Source organism: Pseudomonadota bacterium, assembly GCA_016711215.1.
Classification (GTDB): domain Bacteria; phylum Myxococcota_A; class Polyangia.
Window position 1 is genome coordinate 87,685 of sequence record JADJTL010000007.1, and the last position, 15,006, is coordinate 102,690.

General features: G+C 64.6%; 26 protein-coding genes and 1 pseudogene. All 27 read left to right on the forward strand.

The genetic code is table 11. The features are described 5' to 3' along the window. Positions 1–432 precede the first annotated feature (432 nt). The 27 genes and pseudogenes from tuf to rpsD all read left to right on the forward strand — a co-directional run bounded on the left by tuf (position 433) and on the right by rpsD (position 14,903). Positions 433–1,637 (forward strand): annotated as a pseudogene (tuf, locus tag IPL40_15490) (elongation factor Tu). 4 nt (positions 1,638–1,641) lie between these two features. Then, positions 1,642–1,950: a 30S ribosomal protein S10 gene (gene rpsJ / locus IPL40_15495; GenBank protein MBK8482543.1), complete on the forward strand. Its 309-nt coding sequence runs from the start codon at positions 1,642–1,644 to the stop codon at positions 1,948–1,950. A gap of 63 nt (positions 1,951–2,013) precedes the next feature. Beyond that, positions 2,014–2,637: a 50S ribosomal protein L4 gene (gene rplD / locus IPL40_15500; protein ID MBK8482544.1), complete on the forward strand. Its 624-nt coding sequence runs from the start codon at positions 2,014–2,016 to the stop codon at positions 2,635–2,637. Beyond that, entirely contained in the window at positions 2,634–2,939 is a 306-nt protein-coding gene (locus tag IPL40_15505; GenBank protein MBK8482545.1) for a 50S ribosomal protein L23, read from the forward strand. The genes rplD and IPL40_15505 overlap by 4 nt, the downstream gene beginning before the upstream one ends. 96 nt (positions 2,940–3,035) lie before the next feature. After that, entirely contained in the window at positions 3,036–3,866 is an 831-nt protein-coding gene (gene rplB / locus IPL40_15510; GenBank protein MBK8482546.1) for a 50S ribosomal protein L2, read from the forward strand. A 36-nt stretch (positions 3,867–3,902) separates the two neighbouring features. Then, positions 3,903–4,181 carry a 30S ribosomal protein S19 gene (gene rpsS / locus IPL40_15515; protein MBK8482547.1) on the forward strand — a complete coding sequence of 93 codons (279 nt, stop codon included), beginning with the start codon at positions 3,903–3,905 and terminating at the stop codon, positions 4,179–4,181. Between the two features lie 56 nt (positions 4,182–4,237). Further along, positions 4,238–4,582, forward strand: coding sequence for a 50S ribosomal protein L22 (gene rplV / locus IPL40_15520; GenBank protein MBK8482548.1), 345 nt, complete (start codon positions 4,238–4,240; stop codon positions 4,580–4,582). 93 nt (positions 4,583–4,675) lie between these two features. Next, positions 4,676–5,308, forward strand: coding sequence for a 30S ribosomal protein S3 (gene rpsC / locus IPL40_15525; protein ID MBK8482549.1), 633 nt, complete (start codon positions 4,676–4,678; stop codon positions 5,306–5,308). Positions 5,309–5,386: 78 nt separating this feature from the next. Next, positions 5,387–5,803, forward strand: coding sequence for a 50S ribosomal protein L16 (gene rplP / locus IPL40_15530; protein ID MBK8482550.1), 417 nt, complete (start codon positions 5,387–5,389; stop codon positions 5,801–5,803). Further along, the gene (rpmC, locus tag IPL40_15535) at positions 5,800–6,012 is read left to right on the forward strand and encodes a 50S ribosomal protein L29 (protein ID MBK8482551.1); all 213 of its coding nucleotides are present in this window, start codon (positions 5,800–5,802) and stop codon (positions 6,010–6,012) included. Before rplP ends, rpmC begins: the two co-directional genes overlap by 4 nt. 89 nt (positions 6,013–6,101) lie before the next feature. Then, positions 6,102–6,416: a 30S ribosomal protein S17 gene (rpsQ, locus tag IPL40_15540; protein ID MBK8482552.1), complete on the forward strand. Its 315-nt coding sequence runs from the start codon at positions 6,102–6,104 to the stop codon at positions 6,414–6,416. A gap of 14 nt (positions 6,417–6,430) precedes the next feature. Then, entirely contained in the window at positions 6,431–6,799 is a 369-nt protein-coding gene (gene rplN, locus IPL40_15545; protein MBK8482553.1) for a 50S ribosomal protein L14, read from the forward strand. Further along, complete coding sequence (gene rplX / locus IPL40_15550) at positions 6,799–7,125, forward strand: 50S ribosomal protein L24 (GenBank protein MBK8482554.1); 327 nt, start codon at positions 6,799–6,801, stop codon at positions 7,123–7,125. The genes rplN and rplX overlap by 1 nt, the downstream gene beginning before the upstream one ends. 87 nt (positions 7,126–7,212) lie before the next feature. Continuing rightward, positions 7,213–7,902 (forward strand): 50S ribosomal protein L5, encoded by a 690-nt coding sequence (gene rplE, locus IPL40_15555; GenBank protein MBK8482555.1) that lies wholly within the window; start codon positions 7,213–7,215, stop codon positions 7,900–7,902. Between the two features lie 13 nt (positions 7,903–7,915). Beyond that, positions 7,916–8,095, forward strand: a complete 180-nt coding sequence (locus IPL40_15560) for a type Z 30S ribosomal protein S14 (protein MBK8482556.1) — start codon at positions 7,916–7,918, stop codon at positions 8,093–8,095. Between the two features lie 9 nt (positions 8,096–8,104). Then, the gene (gene rpsH / locus IPL40_15565; protein MBK8482557.1) at positions 8,105–8,494 is read left to right on the forward strand and encodes a 30S ribosomal protein S8; all 390 of its coding nucleotides are present in this window, start codon (positions 8,105–8,107) and stop codon (positions 8,492–8,494) included. 40 nt (positions 8,495–8,534) lie between these two features. Beyond that, positions 8,535–9,074 carry a 50S ribosomal protein L6 gene (gene rplF / locus IPL40_15570; protein ID MBK8482558.1) on the forward strand — a complete coding sequence of 180 codons (540 nt, stop codon included), beginning with the start codon at positions 8,535–8,537 and terminating at the stop codon, positions 9,072–9,074. Positions 9,075–9,102: 28 nt separating this feature from the next. Further along, the gene (locus tag IPL40_15575) at positions 9,103–9,465 is read left to right on the forward strand and encodes a 50S ribosomal protein L18 (protein MBK8482559.1); all 363 of its coding nucleotides are present in this window, start codon (positions 9,103–9,105) and stop codon (positions 9,463–9,465) included. A gap of 92 nt (positions 9,466–9,557) precedes the next feature. Next, a complete protein-coding gene (gene rpsE, locus IPL40_15580) occupies positions 9,558–10,058 on the forward strand; it encodes a 30S ribosomal protein S5 (protein MBK8482560.1) in 501 nt (166 codons plus the stop codon). Positions 10,059–10,061: 3 nt separating this feature from the next. Beyond that, positions 10,062–10,247, forward strand: a complete 186-nt coding sequence (rpmD, locus tag IPL40_15585) for a 50S ribosomal protein L30 (GenBank protein MBK8482561.1) — start codon at positions 10,062–10,064, stop codon at positions 10,245–10,247. Between the two features lie 76 nt (positions 10,248–10,323). Then, complete coding sequence (gene rplO / locus IPL40_15590) at positions 10,324–10,872, forward strand: 50S ribosomal protein L15 (protein ID MBK8482562.1); 549 nt, start codon at positions 10,324–10,326, stop codon at positions 10,870–10,872. A gap of 22 nt (positions 10,873–10,894) precedes the next feature. Beyond that, complete coding sequence (gene secY, locus IPL40_15595; GenBank protein ID MBK8482563.1) at positions 10,895–12,223, forward strand: preprotein translocase subunit SecY; 1,329 nt, start codon at positions 10,895–10,897, stop codon at positions 12,221–12,223. A gap of 8 nt (positions 12,224–12,231) precedes the next feature. Next, positions 12,232–13,053 (forward strand): type I methionyl aminopeptidase, encoded by an 822-nt coding sequence (gene map, locus IPL40_15600; GenBank protein ID MBK8482564.1) that lies wholly within the window; start codon positions 12,232–12,234, stop codon positions 13,051–13,053. Further along, positions 13,019–13,132 carry a 50S ribosomal protein L36 gene (rpmJ, locus tag IPL40_15605; GenBank protein MBK8482565.1) on the forward strand — a complete coding sequence of 38 codons (114 nt, stop codon included), beginning with the start codon at positions 13,019–13,021 and terminating at the stop codon, positions 13,130–13,132. Before map ends, rpmJ begins: the two co-directional genes overlap by 35 nt. Positions 13,133–13,149: 17 nt before the next feature. Then, positions 13,150–13,530, forward strand: coding sequence for a 30S ribosomal protein S13 (gene rpsM / locus IPL40_15610; protein MBK8482566.1), 381 nt, complete (start codon positions 13,150–13,152; stop codon positions 13,528–13,530). A gap of 285 nt (positions 13,531–13,815) precedes the next feature. Then, positions 13,816–14,205, forward strand: a complete 390-nt coding sequence (gene rpsK / locus IPL40_15615; GenBank protein MBK8482567.1) for a 30S ribosomal protein S11 — start codon at positions 13,816–13,818, stop codon at positions 14,203–14,205. Positions 14,206–14,276: 71 nt separating this feature from the next. Then, positions 14,277–14,903, forward strand: a complete 627-nt coding sequence (gene rpsD, locus IPL40_15620; GenBank protein ID MBK8482568.1) for a 30S ribosomal protein S4 — start codon at positions 14,277–14,279, stop codon at positions 14,901–14,903. The last annotated feature ends 103 nt before the right edge of the window (positions 14,904–15,006 follow it).

The window sequence follows — 15,006 nt, forward strand, 5'->3', positions numbered from 1 at the left end:
GCGCGCAGCGCGAACCCTGAACCGTAGTGACCCGGAGCCGCTCCACCCCGCCCAGCCGATGAGCAAGCCCAGCACCGGTATCGAGCAGAACGCCACGGCGCGCAATGCGTGCACGGGCCGGCCGGAGCTGCGGCAGCGATTGTCGCAAACAACCAAGCTCCTCCGCCCGTTTGGCACGGGTGATTCGTCCGCGTCGTACGCGGGTCCGTTAGAGCGGGGCCGCCGAGGGCGTCGGCGCCTGAGCAATCGAGAGTGCGGTGTGGGGCCAGGCCCGACGCGTGATCGCACTGCCCGCGTGTTATGGACTGAGGTTCGGTGGCACTGTTTCAGGTCGGTTCGGCTCTGAATTTTCGATTTTGTCTGGTTGAGTTCGTCGGATTTTGTCTGACCTCGGCGTGATGCAGGCTTGACTGCTGCAGGAGTGAGAGAGCGATGGCGAAGGAAAAATTCGTCCGAGACAAGCCGCACGTCAACGTGGGCACGATCGGGCACATCGACCACGGGAAGACGACGCTGACCGCAGCGATCACGAAGGCGCTGGCGCTGAAGGGCGGGGCGAGCTTTATCGCCTTCGACCAGATCGACAAGGCGCCGGAGGAGCGCGAGCGCGGGATCACGATCGCGACGGCGCACGTGGAGTACCGGACGGACAAGCGGCACTACGCGCACGTCGACTGCCCGGGCCACGCTGACTACATCAAGAACATGATCACCGGAGCAGCGCAGATGGATGGCGCGATCCTGGTGGTCAGCGCACCGGACGGGCCGATGCCGCAGACGCGCGAGCACGTGCTGCTGGCGCGGCAGGTGGAAGTGCCGGCGCTGGTGGTGTTCTTGAACAAAGTGGACATGATGGCCGCGGAGGACGCGGAGCTGCTGGACCTGGTGGAGCTCGAGCTGCGGGAGCTGATGTCGAAGTACGAGTTCCCGGGCGACGACATCCCGATCGTACGCGGGTCGGCGTTGAAGGCGCTGGAGTCCGAGAGCAAGGATGTCAAGGCGCCGGAGTATCAGTGCATCTATGAGCTGATGGCGGCCGTGGATAGCTACATCCCGGAGCCGAAGCGAGAGATCGACCTGCCCTTCCTGATGTCGATCGAGGACGTGTTCACGATCTCGGGGCGCGGCACGGTGGTCACGGGGCGCATCGACCGCGGCATCCTCAAGGTCGGAGAAGAGGTCGAGCTGGTCGGCATCCGCGACACGCGCAAGACGGTCTGCACCGGTGTGGAGATGTTCCGCAAGCTGCTGGACGAGGGTCGCGCGGGCGATAACGTCGGCGCGCTGCTGCGGGGATCAAGCGCGAAGAGGTGGAGCGCGGGATGGTGCTCGCGGCGCCGAAGTCGATTCTGCCGCATAAGAAGTTCCGCGCTGAGGTCTACGTGCTGAAGAAGGAAGAGGGCGGCCGTCACACGCCCTTCTTCAAGGGGTACCGCCCGCAGTTCTACTTCCGCACGACGGACGTGACCGGCGAGGTCTTGCTGCCCGAGGGTACCGAGATGGTGATGCCGGGTGACAACATCAACCTGGTGATCGAGTTGCTGGCGCCGATCGCCTGCGAGAAGGGCCTGCACTTCGCGATTCGCGAAGGCGGCCGCACCGTCGGTGCCGGTGTCGTCACCGAGATTATCGAGTAGGTCGATGGAGACGCCGAAAATTCGCATTCGCCTGAAGGCCTACGATCACCGACTGCTCGACCAATCGGCGACGGAGATCGTGGACACAGCGCAGCGCACGGGCGCGAAGATCGCGGGGCCGGTGCCGCTGCCGACCCGGATCAGCCGCTTCACGGTCCTGCGCTCGCCCCACGTGGATAAGAAGTCCCGGGAGCAGTTCGAAATACGCACACATCTCCGCTTGCTCGATATCCTCGAGCCGACGCAGCAGACACTCGATGCGTTGATGAAACTCGACCTCTCGGCTGGTGTCGACGTCGAGATCAAGACCTGAGCTTCGGCTGTGCGGAATGCAGTGCTCTCGGGTCGCTGAATATTGGGTCTGGGGGAGACCGCGATGGCAACCGTCAGCGTGATCAACATGGAAGGCGCCACGGTCGGCGAGCTCGAGCTCGCCGACGAGGTCTTTGGTGCCCCGGTCAAGGAGCACCTCCTCTGGGAGGTCGTCGTCAGCCAGCGAGCAGGCTGGCGGCGCGGCACGGCCTGCACCAAGACCCGCGCTGAGGTCTGGCGCACCGGGGCGAAGCTCTATAAGCAGAAGGGCACCGGGCGTGCCCGTCACGGCTCGCGGCGAGCGCCGATCTTCGTCGGTGGTGGGCAGGTTCACGCGCCGCGACCCCGCGATTACACGCAGCGCACACCGAAGAAGGTGCGGCGTGGTGCGTTGATCAGCGCGCTATCGCTGCGCCAGAAGGAAGCCAAGCTGCTGGTGCTCGACAACTTCAAGCTGAGCGAGATCAAGACCAAGCAGATGGTGGCCGTACTCGCGCGGCTGGGAGCGATCAACGGCCTCGTCGTTGATCGGGCCGAGAACGTCGAGCTAATCAAGTCGATGCGGAATCTGCCGCGGAGCAAATACCTTGCGCCAGAGGGGCTTAACGTCTACGACGTGCTCAATCACGATGTGCTGCTGCTGACCGCGGAGGTGGCGCAGCAGCTCGGGGAGCGGTTGGCCCGATGAAAAAGACGAAAGAACAACATCCGGGCGACGTGCTTCGCCGGCCGCTGCTGACCGAGAAAGGCACGGCGCTCGGCGAACGTGAGGCGAGCTACCTCTTCGAGGTCGCGATGTCGGCGACCAAACCTGAGATCAAGCGAGCTGTCGAGAGCCTCTTCAGCGTACGCGTCGAACGTGTCGGCACGCAAATCGTGCGTGGAAAATTCAAGCGCGTCGGGCGAAACATCGGCAAGCGTCCGAATTGGAAGAAGGCGGTCGTGCGGCTGAGCGAGGGCGAGAAGATCGACTTCTTCGCCGCGAGCTGAATCGCGGTCGGATCGTGCGCAGTGGTGGCTCAAAGGTCAGGCTTGGTAGTAGGTATCGGGGCCGCGCCCGAGCAGTTAGAGGATAGGTGATCGTCGATGGGCGTTAAGCTATATCGGCCAACGTCTCCCGGCCGCCGGGGGATGGGCGTCAACGACTTCGAGGAACTCGGCGGTCCGCAGGATCCGCTGCGTAACAAGCTCGATGGCAAGAGCAGCAGCGGCGGACGGAACAACCACGGGCGGATTACCTGTCGCTTTCGCGGGGGTGGGCATAAACGGCGCTACCGTGAGGTCGACTTCCGGCGCAACAAGTTCGGTGTGCCGGCGCGTGTCGCGGCGGTCCAGTATGATCCGAACCGCTCCGCTCACATCGCCTTGCTGCACTACGCGGATGGCGAGAAGAGCTACATCCTGGCGCCCGCGAACCTCAAGGTGGGCGATGGGGTGGTCTCGGGGCGTGGCGCGGACATCAAGCCGGGCAATTCCCTGCCGCTGCGGGTGATTCCTCAGGGGACGATTGTTCACAACGTCGAGCTCAAGATCGGGGGCGGCGGACAGCTCGCGCGCGGCGCGGGGACCGGGGCCCAGCTGCTGGCGAAGGAGGGCGACTGGGCGCAGTTGCGTCTACCCTCTGGCGAGGTGCGCCGCGTCCATCTCAACTGCCGGGCGACGATCGGCGGGATGGGCAACGCCTCACACAACAATATCCCGCTGGGCAAGGCGGGTCGCACGCGATGGGCGGGCCGTCGGCCGCATAACCGCGGTGTCGTGATGAACCCGGTCGACCACCCGATGGGTGGCGGTGAGGGCAAGACCTCCGGTGGTCGGCACCCGGTCAGCCCATGGGGCAAGAAGGCCAAGGGCGCGAGGACTCGCAACAACAAGCGGACGGACGGCATGATTGTGCGCCGCCGCAAGAGCAAGTAGACCCGCGCAGACGCCGGGTTGGATGGAGCTGCAGCGATGCCGAGATCGGTGAAGAAGGGCCCCTTCGTCGACGACCACGTGATGAAGAAGGTGCTCGAAGCGAATCGCGCCAAGAGCAAGAAGGCGATCAAGACCTGGTCGCGGCGCAGCACCGTTGTACCCGAGATGATCGGGCTCAACTTCCTCGTCCACCAGGGACGGGATTTCATCCCGGTCTACGTCAGCGAAAACATGGTCGGACACAAGCTGGGCGAGTTCGCGCCGACACGAAAGTTCGTGGCGCATTCGGGTGATCGCAAGGCCTCGAAGAGGTAGTTCGGCGGACACGCGACAGTAGTAGTTCGATTGGGCAGGGGAGCGGAAAGAGCCAAATGCAAGCGTCAGCCTCACTGCGATATGAACGCGTCGCACCCCGAAAGGTGCGCGTCGTCGCGAAACTGATTTTCGGCAAGACGGTCGGTGAAGCCGTGAATCTGCTCATGTTCTGCGAGAAGGACGCCGCTGGGCTGCTGCGCAAGCTGCTCGTCTCAGCGATTGCCAACGCCGACCAGAGCAGCAGCGGCGCGGTCGACGCCGACAACCTCGTGGTGCGACAGGTCCAGGTCGACCAAGGGCCGACGCTTAAGCGTTGGCGCCCGCGCGCCCAGGGACGCGCGACCCGCATCAATAAGCGCACGAGCCACATCCGGGTCGTGCTGACGGATGAGGTTGGCTGAGGACGCGAAGAGCAAGGGTTGACGCTTCAACTGGTGACGCCACTCACGCCGTTTTGCGGTGGCGCCATCACCAGCGATAGGGCAGAGCAAGATATGGGTCAGAAGACACATCCGATTGGGTTTCGACTGGGCGTCATTCGTACTTGGACCTCGAAGTGGTTCGAGAAGAAGAATTACGCCAAGTGGCTCGAAGAGGACGTCCGCCTCAAGCGCTTCCTCAAGGAGAAGCTTGGGCACGCCGGGGTGAGCCTGATTGAGATCAAGCGAGCCGCCAATAAGGCCACGATCAACATCTCGACGGCAAAGCCGGGATTCGTGATCGGGAAGCGCGGCGCGGGGGTCGAGACGCTGAAGAAGGAAGTTCAGGCCTTGACGGAGAACGAGGTCTTCCTCAACGTTCTCGAGGTGCGCAAGGCCGAGACGAATGCGCAACTCGTGGCGGAGTCAATCGCCACGCAGCTCGAGCGCCGCGTTGCCTTCCGCCGCGCGATGAAGAAGGCAGTTCAAACGGCGATGAAGTTCGGCGCCAAGGGCATCAAGGTCCACTGCGGCGGGCGCCTCGGCGGGGCGGAGATTGCGCGACGCGAGTGGTACCGGGAGGGCCGGGTCCCGCTGCACACGCTGCGCGCCGACATCGACTATGGCTTCGCCGAGGCGCACACAACCTACGGTGTGATCGGCGTGAAGTGTTGGATTTATAAGGGCGACGTAATCGGTCGCGTTTGAGCGACCGAGCGCGCGAAAGCGGCGATGCGCCCGCGGGCGGATCGCGGGTGCATGCAACCGCAGCGACGAGACTAGACGATGCTCTCTCCGAAGAAAGTAAAGTACCGCAAGCAGCAGAAGGGACGCCGCGCCGGCCCCGCGAAGGGCGGATCGGACGTGTCCTTCGGTGACTTCGGTCTGCAAGCCGCCGAGGCGGGATGGATTACTGCTCGGCAAATCGAGGCGGCTCGCGTGGCGATCACCCGTCACGTCAAGCGCGGTGGCAAGCTCTTCATCCGGATCTTCCCGGACAAGCCGACGACGAAAAAGCCGGCTGAGACCCGCATGGGCAAGGGGAAGGGCGCATTAGAGGAGTGGGTCGCCGTGGTCAAGCCGGGTCGCGTGATGTACGAAATCCGCGACGTGGAGGAGAAAGTGGCGCGCGAGGCCTTCAGGCTGGCGCACCATAAGCTTCCCATCGCGACCCAGGTGATCAGCCGCGAGGTGGCACTATGAACAAGGCGGTCACGGAGATCCGCGAGCGTAAGGACGAGGAGCTCGGGCTGCGCGCCGACCAGCTGCGGGAGGATATGTTCCGCCAGCGCGTTCGGCAGGCCACGAACCAGCTCCAGGACACCTCGACGCTGCCAAAGCTGCGGCGGGAGCTAGCGCAGACGCTGACGGTGAAGCGCGCTCGCGAGCTGGGAATCGAGCAGAAGAAGTAGCGTGGCGTCCTAGGCGGTGGGGGCCGGGCGCTTTTGAATTGGCTCGCGCCGACATTGGACGGCAGCCGACAACGAGAATGGTGAGGCAGATGTCAGAGACGACGACAGAGTCGGAGGGAGCGGCGGGCGCTCCGGCGGCGGCAGGGCAGGCGGGTCGAGCCGAGCGGCGGGTCGTTCAGGGCGTCGTCCGCAGCAGCGCGATGGATAAGACCATCGTGGTCGAAGTGCGCGACCGCGTGATGCATGCCGGCTATAAAAAGTACATCGCTCGGCGTCGCCGGTTCATGGCTCATGACGAGGCAAATCGCTGCCAGGTCGGGGATGTCGTGCGGATCGTCAGCAGTCGACCGCTCAGTCGCCGCAAGTCGTGGCGACTGCTCGAGCTGGTCGAACGACCGAGCTAGGGCGGGGTGAGAAGATGATTCAAACGCAAACGGTCCTCGACGTCGCAGACAACTCTGGCGCCAAAAAGGTCATGTGCATCAAGGTGCTCGGCGGCTCGAAGCGCCGCTATGCCTCGATCGGCGACGTGATTGTCGTCTCCGTCAAGGAGGCGATTCCGGGCGCAAAGGTCAAGAAGGGCGAGGTCGTGAAGGCAGTGGTTGTGCGTACGCGGAAAGAGGTCCCGCGGCCTGACGGCTCCTACATCAAGTTCGACGGGAATTCAGCGGTGCTGATCAACGCCGCGAAGGAGCCGATCGGCAGTCGCATCTTCGGACCGGTCGCGCGCGAGCTGCGGGCGAGAAAATTCATGAAGATCATCTCCTTGGCGCCTGAGGTGCTGTGATGAATCGCATTCGCAAAGGCGATGAAGTGCGCGTGATGGTCGGACGCGACAAGGGAGTGCGTGGGAAGGTCCTGCTCGTCGACCGCAAGACCAAGCGCTGCAAGGTGGAGAAGGCCAACGTGATCAAGAAGCACGTGCGGCCGAGCCAGAAGAACCCGCAAGGCGGGATCGTCGAGCGGGAGGGCTTCATGGATCTCTCGAACGTCGAGCTCTGGGACAGCCGGGAGCAGCGGACCTGCCGTGTCAGCATCAAGAGGCTCGAGGACAGTGGGGACGGCAGGGTTCAGAAGGTTCGGATTTCGAAGCGCTCGGGTGAGACGATTTAGCCGCGGGCTGGTACGGCGTGCGTTTAGCGGCGGCGCGACGGACGAGCAGACCGCGTAGTAAGTGAATTGGCACGAGAGGTCGGCGATATGAGCGAGACAGAGAGCACTGCGACCCCTGAGGCCGGCGAGAGCGCGGCCGGGGAGAGCGCCAAGGCGAAGGGCGGGGGGAAAAGGAAGAGCGGGGCCAAGCGCGCCGCGGAGGCGGTGCCGGCCGGCCCCTTCATCAAGCGGACGGCGCCCGCGCGGCTGCGCGTTAAGTACGATCAAGAGGTTCGCGCTGCGCTGATCAAGGAGTTCGGCTACCAGAACCCGATGGCGGCGCCGCGACTGGTCAAGATCGTGCTCAACATGGGGCTCGGCGAGGCGCTGCAGAACCCAAAGTTGGTCGAGTCGGCGGAGGCGCAGCTGGGAGCGATCAGCGGGCAGAAGCCCGTGGTAACCCTGGCGCGCAAGTCGATCGCCACCTATAAGCTGCGTCAGGGCCAGAAGATCGGCTGCATGGTCACGCTCCGGCGCGAGCGGATGTATGAGTTCCTTGATCGCTTGGTGAGCGTGGCCCTGCCGCGGACCAGGGATTTCCGGGGGGTGTCACCGCGTGGCTTCGACGGGCGCGGAAACTACACCTTGGGCATCAAGGAACAGATTGTGTTCCCCGAGATCGACTACGACAAGATCGAGAAGATCAAGGGATTGAACGTGTCGATCATCACCACGGCGGGTACCGACGCCGAGGGGCGGGCACTGTTGCGGCACCTTGGTGTGCCCTTCCGCTCATAGGAGATCGCGGACGATGGCGAAGACGGTGGATATGCTGCCTAAGCGGCACAAGTTCTCGGTGCGGCACCATAACCGCTGCGCCCTGTGCGGGCGGTCCCGCGCATTTCTGCGCAAGTTCGGCCTCTGCCGGATCTGCTTCCGCAACCTGGCACTGCGCGGGGACGTCCCCGGCGTCGTCAAGGCCAGTTGGTAGGGTAGCCGCATGACTGACCCGATCGCTGATCTGTTGGCTCGCATCCGAAACGCCATCATGGCACGAAAGATGCGGATCGAGCTGCCATCCTCGCGGCTCAAGGAGCACATCTGCGCGGTGCTGCGGGAGGAGGGCTTTATCGCCGACTTTCGTTCGCTGCCGGGGCCCATCAGCCCGCTGCTGCAGGTGGACCTCAAGTGGCGCCAAGAGCGCTGTGCGATCGAGGGACTCCGGCGCATCTCACGGCCCGGTCGTCGTTGTTACGTCGGGCGGAGCGACTTGCCACGGGTGCGCAACGGTCAGGGTATCGCGATCCTGACGACCTCGAAGGGATTGATGTCCGACCGTACTGCGCGTAGGCAGTCAGTCGGTGGCGAAGTCATCTGCGAGGTCTGGTAGTGGGACCGCGGCTGGCTCGCGCTGAGGAGAGGACGTTAACGTGTCACGGGTAGGCAAAAAGCCAATAGAGATCCCGAAGGGCGTTTCCATTTCGGCGGACGCCGGGGAGCTCCGGGTCAAAGGCCCGCGAGGCGAGCTCTCGCGGCGAATCCCGCCGGACGTGAAGATCATAGTCGACGGCGCGAGCGCAGTGGTCGAGCGCGCCGGAAGCGGCGGCCGGCGCTCCCGCGCGATGCACGGCCTCGGGCGCGCGTTGCTGCAGAACATGGTCACCGGCGTGAGCGATGGCTTTACTCGCACGCTCGAGATCAACGGCGTGGGCTATCGAGCCGACGCCCGCGGGGGGGTGCTGGCGCTCTTGCTTGGGCATTCGCATCCGATCGAGGTGCTCCTGCCGACGGGCATCAGCGCCAAGGTGGAGAAGAACATAATCACACTGCAGAGCGCCGATCGCGAGCAGCTCGGGCAGTTGGCTGCGGTCGTGCGCGCGCAACGCGGCCCTGAGCCCTACAAGGGCAAGGGAATCAAGTACACCGAGGAAACTATTCGCCGCAAGGTGGGCAAGGCCGGCGCGGCCTAACGGCGTTCGGGCTGTCGCGGGGGGTTGCATGTCAGGGCAGAAGCTAGAGTCAAGGACGCGGCGCAAGCTGCGGATCCGACAACGGGTGCACGGAACGGTCGAACGGCCGAGACTGACGGTCTTTCGCAGTCTCAAGCACGTTTATGCCCAGGTCATCGATGATGATGCGCAGCGAACGCTGTGCCACGCGTCGACGCTCGGGGCGGTGTCGGCCGAGCTCTTCAAGGGAATGAGCAAGACCGCGCAGGCGAAGAAGCTGGGCGAGTTGCTCGCCGCTAGCTGCAAGGAGCAGGGCATCGCGCGCGTCGTCTTTGATCGCAATGGATATCTCTATCACGGTCGCGTTCGTGCGGTTGCCGCCGGCGCGCGTGAAGGTGGGCTCGACTTCTAGCGGGCCAGGCTTGACTAACGGGCTGCGCGGAGGCTCCAGACTGCGCAGGCCTTGCAGGGCGGCACCGGCGCAGCGGTGCGGAGGATTGCCCATTGTTTAGGGATCATGATCAGGTCGGTGAGCTGCTCGACCGCGTCGTTCACATTAATCGGGTGGCCAAGGTGGTCAAGGGCGGCCGGCGCTTCGGCTTCAGCGCGCTCGTCGTCGTCGGGGACGGGGCGGGCTACGTTGGCGCCGGTCTCGGCAAGGCGAATGAGGTGCCGGAGGCAATCCGAAAGGCCACCGAGCGCGCCAAGAAGGACCTCTTTCGCATTCCCTTGCGCGGCGCGACGATTCCGCACGAGACGCTTGGGCATTTCGGTGCGGGGAAGGTGCTGTTGCGTCCCGCCAGTCCGGGGACGGGCGTCATCGCAGGCGGCCCAGTGCGGGCGATGATGGACGTCGTCGGTGTGCAGGACATCCTCACGAAGTGCCTTGGGACGAGCAACCCGCATAACGTCATTCACGCGACGATCGCGGCCTTGCGGCAGCTTCGCAGCCCCGAGGAGACCGCGGCGCTACGTGGGGTCGACGTCTCACGGTTCAAGGAGTAGGCGATGGCCACGCGGCTCAAGGTGACCCAGGTGCGGTCCGGCATCGGTCGGCCGGCGACGCAGCGGAAGGTGCTGGCGGGGCTCGGGCTCACCGGGCCGCAGCGTTCGAAGGTGCTCGAGGATTCGGCCGCGATTCGCGGCATGATCCGCAAGGTGCAGCATTTGGTCGCGGTCGAGCCCGCCGAATAGCGCAAGGCGCTGCGGCATTGGCCGGAGACCCTGGGAAGAGACCCTGGGAAGAGACCCTGGGAAAAGAAGGACGACGATGGGAACGACCCTCGCAACACTGCGACCGCCTGCGGGCGCAAAGCACCGACGGAAACGCCTCGGTCGCGGCTACGGCAGCGGTCACGGCACGACCGCTGGTCGCGGGCAGAAGGGGCAGACCGCGCGCAGCGGCGCGCCGAAGGGCCCCGGCTTCGAGGGCGGCCAGATGCCGCTCCAGCGCCGGTTGCCAAAGCGCGGCTTCAAGAATCCCTTTCGGGTGGCCTACGCTGCTGTCAACGTCGGGGAGCTCGCGCGTCTGTTCAAGGCCGGCGAGGTCGTGGCGTTGGCGGAGCTGAAGGTGCGCGGCCTGGTGCCGCGGAGGGCCGTCCGCTGGAAGTTGCTGGCGGAAGGCGAGCTCGGGCACAGCCTCAAGGTTCAGGCGCAGGCCTGTTCAGCGGCCGCGCAGGCCAAGGTCATCGCCGTGGGTGGAACCGTCGAGCTTCCGCCCGGGCGGGTGGCGGTTGAAGCGCAGGCGCGCGGTGGGCCGAGGGACGCAGCGGTGGTGGACGCGGCAGTGGTGACTGACGGCCAGGGCGCCGGGTCCTAGCGGCGGAGCACGAGTAAGCGCGATGGCGAACATTGGCGGCATCAGCAAGCTTCCCGAGCTGCGTCGGCGGATCCTTTTTACGCTGGCGTTGATCGCGGTTTACCGCATCCTGGTGTTTGTCAGCTTGCCGGGCGTCAATCGCTCGGTGATGCAGTCGATCATGGCGCAGTCGTCGGGTTCGTTCCTCGGCATGTTCAACATGTTCTCGGGCGGTGCGCTCGAGCAGCTTTCGGTGATCGCCCTGGGCATCATGCCCTACATTTCCGCGTCGATTATCTTACAGCTATTGACGGTGGTGGTTCCGTCGCTGGAGCGCCTGAGCAAGGAAGGCCAGGCGGGCCAGAAGAAGATCAATCAGTACACGCGCTATGGGACCATCGCGCTGACCGTAGTGCAGGGCTACTTCCTGGCGGTCTCCCTCGAGGGATGGAACTCGACCTATCAGGCGTCCGGCCAGGTCGTCCTGAACCCCGGTTGGGCCTTTCGCTTGATGTCGATTCTGACGCTGGCGACGGGCACCACCCTGGTGATGTGGCTCGGCGAGCAAATCACCGAACGCGGCATTGGCAACGGTATCTCGCTGATCATCTTCGCCGGCATCGTCGCCGACATGCCGGACAGCGTCGTACAGCTCTACCAGCGCGTGAAGCAGGGCGACATTGGAGTGATGTTGTTGGCGCTGATCTCAGCGGTGATCGTTGGCGTGGTCGCCGTGATCATCTTCTTCGAGCAGGCCCAACGCCGCATCCCGGTGCAGTACGCCAAGCGGATCGTCGGTCGCCGGCAGTACGGCGGGCAGACCAGTCATCTGCCGCTGAAGATCAACACCGCTGGCGTCATTCCACCGATTTTCGCCTCGTCGATCTTGATGTTCCCGGTTCAGATCGCGGAGTACGTCAACACGCCCTGGATGCGGTCGGTGGGCGACGCGCTGCGGCAGGACGACTGGCGCTATATGACGCTCTACGTCCTGCTGATCGTCTTCTTCTGCTTCTTCTACACCGCGGTGACCTTCAATCCGGTCGACGTCGCGGATAACCTCAAGAAGAACGGCGGCTTCATCCCGGGCATTCGTCCCGGCAAGAAGACCGCGGAGTACATCGATCGGGTGCTGACGCGCATTACCTTTGGCGGCGCCTGCTACATCGCCGCGGTTTGTGTGTTGCCGACGATTCTGATGACGAGATTCAAGGTGCCCTTCTACTTCGGAGGGACGAGCCTGTTGATTGTGGTGGGTGTCGCGCTGGACACCGTTCAGCAGATTCAATCGCATCTGATTACGAGGCATTACGACGGGTTTCTAGGGCAGAAGAGCACGAAGATCAGGGGCCGGCGCTCGGGGCGCTACTAGGCGCCGCCGTGGCCATAACGTGCAAATCGCCCGCTGAGCTGGAGAAAATGTGGGCGGCAAATCAGGTCGTTTGCCGCACGCTCGATGAGATCGGGAGGATGGTCGCCCCGGGAGTGACGACGGGGGAGATTGGAGCGCTGGCGGGCGAGCTCGTGCGCCGATATCGGGTGAAGTCGGCGTTCCTTGGCTACGGCCAGCCGCCCTTCCCCTCGGTGGCATGCGTCTCGGTTAACGACGAGGTGGTGCACGGCATACCGTCCCCGAAGCGTGTGCTCTCGGACGGAGATGTGGTCAGCGTCGATTTCGGCGTCGAGCGCGAGGGCTACTTCGGCGATTCAGCCCGAACCTTCGCGGTCGGCGCGATCAGCGCGGACGCGCAGCGCCTGTTGCGCGTGACGGAGGAGTCGCTCGAGTGCGCAATCGAGGCGTGCGTCGTCGGCCAGCGCGTCCGGGATATCAGCCGGGCAGTTCAGACGCACGTTGAGGCCAATGGCTTCTCGGTCGTCAGGGTCTTCGTCGGGCACGGTATCGGCAGGCGGATGCACGAGGACCCGCCGGTACCGAATTATGTTTCAGACGGCCGCAATCCGCGGCTGAAGGAAGGGATGGTTCTCGCGATCGAGCCGATGGTCAACGCGGGGCAACCGGAGGTCGAGCTCGACCGTGACCGCTGGACAGCCCGGACTCGCGATGGCACTCTCTCCGCTCATTTTGAGCACTCGGTAGCGATTACGCGCGCCGGTCCGTGGGTGCTGAGTCGGTACGACGGGCGGTTCGAAACGAAGGAAGCTGGTCATGAAGGTCCGCGCTTCAGTTCGCAAAATCTGTGACAAGTGCAAGATCATCAAGCGGCGCGGCGTGCTGCGGGTGATCTGCGAGAACCCGCGCCACAAGCAGCGGCAGGGCTAGCGCCAAGGAGTCAGACGATGGCACGTATTGCGGGTGTAGATCTCCCGCGCAACAAGCGGATTGACGTTGCGCTGACGGCGATCTTCGGGATCGGGCGCGCGAGAGCCGCGCGCATTCTAGAGCAGGCCGAGGTCGCGCGCGCGCTGCGTGCCGATGATCTGAGCGAGGACCAGGTGCGGCGGATCCGGCAGGTGATCGACGGCGGCTTCAAGGTCGAGGGCGATCTGCGCCGCGAGGTGTCGATGGACATCAAGCGGCTGATGGACCTGAGCTGCTATCGGGGCGTGCGGCATCGGCGCGGCCTGCCCGTGCGTGGGCAGCGCACCCATACGAACGCGCGAACGCGTAAGGGACCAAGGCGGGGCGTGATGGCGCGCAAGAAGCCGCCCTCGAAGTGACGCGCTGACGGAGCCTCAGCAAGGAAGGGCGCTCGGCCAGGCGATCGCCCGCAGGAGCGTGGCGGCGAGGGCCGCCCTGAGCTCTGCTGAAGACAACTGACGAGATAGGCCGGCGGCGAGGGAATAGAACCAGCGCCGGCGGTAAATATGCTGGAAGCCGGGCGACGCTTTGAGCGCGAAGGCGCAGTGGAGCGGTACCGGTCGAGGGCAGCAAGAGTTTAAGTGCGAGACGTGGGCTGAGCAGCGCCGGCTGAGAAGCGTCGGCTGAGAGACGAGCAAGGCAAGATGGCAGCGCCGAAGAAGCAAGTGAAGCGGAAGGTGCGCAAGAGCGTGCAGAATGGCATCGCGCACATCCAATCCTCCTTCAACAACACCATGGTGGCGATCACCGATGTGAGCGGCAACATGGTCTCGTGGTCCAGCTCTGGGGTGGTGGGTTTCAAGGGCTCGCGCAAGAGCACGCCCTTCGCCGCGCAGATGGCGGCGGAGGACGCGGCGCGCAAGGCCATGGATCATGGTATGCGGACGGTGGCGGTCTATGTGCGAGGAGCAGGAGCGGGACGCGAGTCGGCCCTGCGCGCGCTTCAGACCGCGGGATTTCGCATCACCTTGATTCGTGACGTGACGCCGGTGCCCCACAACGGGTGCCGGCCGCCCAAGCGGCGACGGGTCTAAGCGAGCGCTTCGGCGGTGTGGCGTTGGCTGGCCGAAGAAGGGCCGGCGATAGGTTCAAAGGGAGGCTACTGGTGGCTCGGTACTGTGGTGCGGTATGCCGGCTGTGCCGGCGCGAAGGCATGAAGCTCTTTCTCAAGGGCGAGCGTTGCTACACGGATAAGTGCGCATTCGAACGGCGCGCCTACGCTCCCGGACAGCATGGGCAGGGCCGCAAGAAGCGCTCCGATTACGGCGACCAGCTGCGCGAAAAGCAGAAGGTCCGGCGTATCTACGGGGTGCTCGAGCGCCAGTTCCGTAACTATTATGAGCGGGCCGCGGGAGGCAAGGGCATCACCGGTTCCAATCTCCTCTCGCTGCTCGAGCGCCGGCTGGACAACACGGTTTACCGTCTCGGCTTCGCGACGACGCGATCGGAGGCGCGGCAACTCGTCCGGCATCGGCACTTCCGCCTCAATGGGCATAAGGCCAACGTGCCCTCGATGCTCCTGCGTCCAGGCGATGTGGTGGAGGTCTGCGAGGCCTCACGCAAGGTGACCGCGATCAACGAGGCCCTCGCCGGCGTCGATCGGCGTGGCGTGCCGAGCTGGCTCGAGTTGAACAAGGACGAGCTGCGCGGCGTGTTTCGCGCGCTGCCGGTACGGGAAGAGCTAAGCCTGCCGATCCGCGAACAGCTGATCGTCGAGCTCTACTCGAAATAGTGCGTTGGGCGCAGCGCGGCGGTCGCCGCCTGTCGCTCGAGAGGGTCGGACCTAGGTGAGGGTGGCTGCCTGGTCAGTCGAACCGCCGCGGTTGACCCGCCCG

Excerpts from the sequence above, each read along its gene's own strand:
- rpsJ (MBK8482543.1), top strand. The coding sequence starts at position 1,642 with ATGGAGACGCCGAAAATTCGCATTCGCCTGAAGGCCTACGATCACCGA.
- rplD (MBK8482544.1), top strand. The coding sequence starts at position 2,014 with ATGGCAACCGTCAGCGTGATCAACATGGAAGGCGCCACGGTCGGCGAG.
- IPL40_15505 (MBK8482545.1), top strand. The coding sequence starts at position 2,634 with ATGAAAAAGACGAAAGAACAACATCCGGGCGACGTGCTTCGCCGGCCG.
- rplB (MBK8482546.1), top strand. The coding sequence starts at position 3,036 with ATGGGCGTTAAGCTATATCGGCCAACGTCTCCCGGCCGCCGGGGGATG.
- rpsS (MBK8482547.1), top strand. The coding sequence starts at position 3,903 with ATGCCGAGATCGGTGAAGAAGGGCCCCTTCGTCGACGACCACGTGATG.
- rplV (MBK8482548.1), top strand. The coding sequence starts at position 4,238 with ATGCAAGCGTCAGCCTCACTGCGATATGAACGCGTCGCACCCCGAAAG.
- rpsC (MBK8482549.1), top strand. The coding sequence starts at position 4,676 with ATGGGTCAGAAGACACATCCGATTGGGTTTCGACTGGGCGTCATTCGT.
- rplP (MBK8482550.1), top strand. The coding sequence starts at position 5,387 with ATGCTCTCTCCGAAGAAAGTAAAGTACCGCAAGCAGCAGAAGGGACGC.
- rpmC (MBK8482551.1), top strand. The coding sequence starts at position 5,800 with ATGAACAAGGCGGTCACGGAGATCCGCGAGCGTAAGGACGAGGAGCTC.
- rpsQ (MBK8482552.1), top strand. The coding sequence starts at position 6,102 with ATGTCAGAGACGACGACAGAGTCGGAGGGAGCGGCGGGCGCTCCGGCG.
- rplN (MBK8482553.1), top strand. The coding sequence starts at position 6,431 with ATGATTCAAACGCAAACGGTCCTCGACGTCGCAGACAACTCTGGCGCC.
- rplX (MBK8482554.1), top strand. The coding sequence starts at position 6,799 with ATGAATCGCATTCGCAAAGGCGATGAAGTGCGCGTGATGGTCGGACGC.
- rplE (MBK8482555.1), top strand. The coding sequence starts at position 7,213 with ATGAGCGAGACAGAGAGCACTGCGACCCCTGAGGCCGGCGAGAGCGCG.
- IPL40_15560 (MBK8482556.1), top strand. The coding sequence starts at position 7,916 with ATGGCGAAGACGGTGGATATGCTGCCTAAGCGGCACAAGTTCTCGGTG.
- rpsH (MBK8482557.1), top strand. The coding sequence starts at position 8,105 with ATGACTGACCCGATCGCTGATCTGTTGGCTCGCATCCGAAACGCCATC.
- IPL40_15575 (MBK8482559.1), top strand. The coding sequence starts at position 9,103 with ATGTCAGGGCAGAAGCTAGAGTCAAGGACGCGGCGCAAGCTGCGGATC.
- rpmD (MBK8482561.1), top strand. The coding sequence starts at position 10,062 with ATGGCCACGCGGCTCAAGGTGACCCAGGTGCGGTCCGGCATCGGTCGG.
- rplO (MBK8482562.1), top strand. The coding sequence starts at position 10,324 with ATGGGAACGACCCTCGCAACACTGCGACCGCCTGCGGGCGCAAAGCAC.
- secY (MBK8482563.1), top strand. The coding sequence starts at position 10,895 with ATGGCGAACATTGGCGGCATCAGCAAGCTTCCCGAGCTGCGTCGGCGG.
- rpmJ (MBK8482565.1), top strand. The coding sequence starts at position 13,019 with ATGAAGGTCCGCGCTTCAGTTCGCAAAATCTGTGACAAGTGCAAGATC.
- rpsM (MBK8482566.1), top strand. The coding sequence starts at position 13,150 with ATGGCACGTATTGCGGGTGTAGATCTCCCGCGCAACAAGCGGATTGAC.
- rpsK (MBK8482567.1), top strand. The coding sequence starts at position 13,816 with ATGGCAGCGCCGAAGAAGCAAGTGAAGCGGAAGGTGCGCAAGAGCGTG.